The sequence below is a fragment of the Archangium sp. genome, assembly GCF_036388035.1.
GTDB lineage: Bacteria > Myxococcota > Myxococcia > Myxococcales > Myxococcaceae > Archangium.
Genome location: NZ_DASVSO010000752.1, coordinates 1 through 3199 on the forward strand (window position 1 = coordinate 1; position 3199 = coordinate 3199).

Below are 3199 nucleotides of genomic sequence, written 5' to 3' on the forward strand. Positions count from 1 at the left end.
CGACATCGCCCAGAGCGTGGCACAAAAGCTCACCTCGGCACACCTGCTGCTGGCTCTCTTCACGGTGGAGAACCGGGCCCAGCTCCTCCTCAAGGAGAAGGGCGTCGACGAGGACAGCCTCCTCGAGACGATGACGGCCCCGCCCTCGGAGCAGGAGGGGCTCGTGCGCGAGCTGTGCATGCGGGCGAGGGAGGTCGCCCAGAGCAGCGGCGCCCGGGAGACGGACTGCCTGCACCTGCTGGTGGCCTTCACCCGGATGCGCTGCGCCGCCAGCGAGCTGCTGTCCAAGACGGGCCTGCACCTCATTACCCTGGGCACCACCGCCCTCTCCTACTGCCTCAGCGGGAACACGCCCCGCCGCTTCCAGCCGGGCCGCACCGCCACGACGACGGTGACCATGCCCCGTCCGACCCGGCCCCTGGGTGCCCCGCCCTCGGCCCCGCCCGCCTCCGCCCTCACGGTGAGCGCGCCGCGCCCCGCCCTCTCGCCCCCCCGGGCGCCGTCGCGGCCCGCCATCTCCCCGCGTGACCTCATCAACGAGGTCCACGAGGACGAGCTCGACACCCCCGAGCCCAAGCCCGTGCCCCCGGTGCCGACGCGCACCCCGCCGCCGGCCCCCGCCGCCCTGACTCCGGCCGCGCCTCCCGCGCCCCCGGCCCCGACGCGCACCCCGCCGCCGACTCCGGCCGTCCTGGCTCCGGCCCCGGCGCCGTCCGTGCCCGCCCCGGCTCCCGCGCCGCGCCCAGCTCCCCCGCCCCGCCCCACCGCCCCGCTGGTGCTCGACGAGAAGCGCTTCCCGATGCTCACCTCGCTGGGCCGCAACCTGAGCCGGCTCGCCCAGGAGGGGAAGCTGGATCCCGTGGTGGGCCGCGCCAAGGAGATCGAGGAGGTCATCGACATCCTCGGCAAGCGGCGCACCAACAACCCCTGCCTGCTGGGCGAGGCGGGCGTGGGCAAGACGGCGGTGGTGGAGGGCGTGGCCCAGCGCCTGCTGGAGCTGCGCGGCACCCTGGCCGAGAAGATCCTCCTCGAGCTGGACATGGCCACGCTGGTGGCCGGCACGCAGCTGCGCGGCGCGTTCTCCGAGAAGCTCAACGCCCTCAAGGACGAGGTGCGGCGCGCGGACGGGCGCGTGGTGGTCTTCATCGATGAGATCCACACGCTGGTGGGCGCGGGCTCCACGGGCGAGGGTCCGCAGGACGCGGCCAACGAGCTGAAGACGGCCATGGCGCGCGGCGAGTTCCCCTGCATCGGCGCCACCACGCACGACGAGTACCGCAAGTTCATCTCGCAGGATCCGGCGCTGGAGCGGCGCTTCACGCCGGTGGTGGTGCACGAGCCCTCGGTGCCCGAGACGGTGGAGATCCTCCAGGGCATCATCGGCCGTTATGAGGACCACCATGGCCTGCGCTACGCGCCCGAGGCGCTGGAGGCCGCCGCCTCGCTGGCCTCGCGCTACGTGACGGATCGCTTCATGCCGGACAAGGCCATCTCGGTGGTGGACCTGGCCGGCTCGCGCAGCCGCCGCGAGGGCAAGGAGCTGGTGGAGGCCTCGGACGTGGCGCGCGTGGTGGCGAAGATCGCCGGCATCCCCGAGGAGCGCCTGCTGATGACGGACTCGGCGCGGCTGCTGCGGCTGGAGGCGGACCTGGGCGAGCGCGTCATCGGCCACGAGGAGGCCATCTCGCGCATCGCCCGCGTCATCCGCCGCAACTACGCGGGCTTCGCCTCACGCCGGCCCATGGGCTCCTTCCTCTTCCTGGGCCCCACGGGCGTGGGCAAGACGGAGATGGCGCGCGCCCTGGCCGAGGTGCTGTTCGGCAGCAAGGACTCGCTGGTGCGCCTGGACATGAGCGAGATGTCCGAGGGGCACGGCGTCTCGCGGCTCATCGGCTCGCCCGCGGGCTACGTGGGCTATGGCGACGGTGGCCAGCTCACCGAGCCGGTGCGCCGACGGCCCTCGTGCGTGGTGGTGCTGGATGAGATCGAGAAGGCCCACCGCGAGGTGCAGCTCCTCCTGCTCCAGGTGCTGGAGGAGGGCCGCCTCACGGACGGCAAGGGCCGGCACATCGACTTCTCCAACAGCGTCATCGTCATGACGACGAACCTGGGCGCCGAGGCGTTCCACAAGACGAGCCGCGCGCTGGGCTTCGGGACGGTGGGCGCGGCGGGGGCGAAGGCCCAGAGCGACATGGACGCGGCCAGCGCCGCCGCGCGCCAGTCCCTCCCGCCCGAGCTGTGGAACCGCATCGACGAGCGGCTCCCCTTCCGGCCCCTGGCCGAGGTGGAGGTGGCGCGGATCGCCACCCTGCTGCTGGAGGAGAGCAGCCGACGGCTCGTGGCGGAGAAGGGCATCGAGTACGTGGCCGAATCGGCCGTGGTGGAGCTGCTGATGAAGTCGGGCGGGTTCGACCCGAAGCTGGGAGCCCGGCCGATGCGCCAGGTGGTGCAGCGGCTGGTGGAGGCGCCCCTGGCCGAGCGGATTCTCGCCGGCGAGTTCATGACGGGCGACCGGGTGCGGGTGGCCGTGCACGGTGGAGAGCTGCACTTCGAGCGAGAGAGCCGCTGAGCCCGTGAGCCCCACGCGTCCCAGTCGCCCGCGGGTGGTGGTGGTGGGCGTGGGCCGGCTGGGAGGAGCGCTGGCCCTCGCGCTCGCCGCGAAGCGCTGGCCCGTGCGCGTGCTGGCGCGCTCCGAGGAAAGCCGGCGCCGAGCCCTGGAGCTGGGGCTGAAGCCCGCCTCCGAGAAGGACGTGGCCCAGGCGCGGGTGTGCCTGTTGTGCGTGCCGGACAAGGCCGTGCCCACGGCGGCCGAGGAGCTGAAGCCCCAGCTGGCACGCGGGGCCGCGCTGGTGCACTGCGCGGGTGCGCTCGCGCTGGAGGCGCTGGGTGCCGCGCGAGGGCGGGTGTTGGGCTCCTTCCATCCGCTGGTCGCGGTGTCGGATCCACGCGACTCCCTGGCGGGGAACTCGGTGGCCGTCAGCACGCGCTCCCGCTGGCTGCGCGAGACACTGGAGTGGATGGCCAGGGACGTGGGGCTGCACGCCCTGCGGGTGCCGGAGAAGCACCGTGCGGCCTACCACGCCGGAGCCGTATTGAGCGCGGGCGGCGTGGTGGCGGCCCTCTCGGCGGCGGTGGAGGCCTTCCGAGTCGCCGGCATCTCCGAGGAGGACGCGCTCGCCGCGCTGCTGCCCCTGACGCG

2 protein-coding genes are annotated in these 3199 nt (G+C 73.7%); both read left to right on the plus strand.

What is annotated here, in order from left to right; translation table 11 throughout:
* Positions 1-2569, plus strand: a 2569-nt coding sequence (locus VF697_RS30760; protein WP_331100510.1) for an ATP-dependent Clp protease ATP-binding subunit, incomplete at its 5' end; no start/stop codon positions are given.
* 4 nt (positions 2570-2573) lie between these two features.
* A partial coding sequence (locus VF697_RS30765; RefSeq protein WP_331100511.1) for a DUF2520 domain-containing protein occupies positions 2574-3199 on the plus strand: 626 nt, incomplete at its 3' end.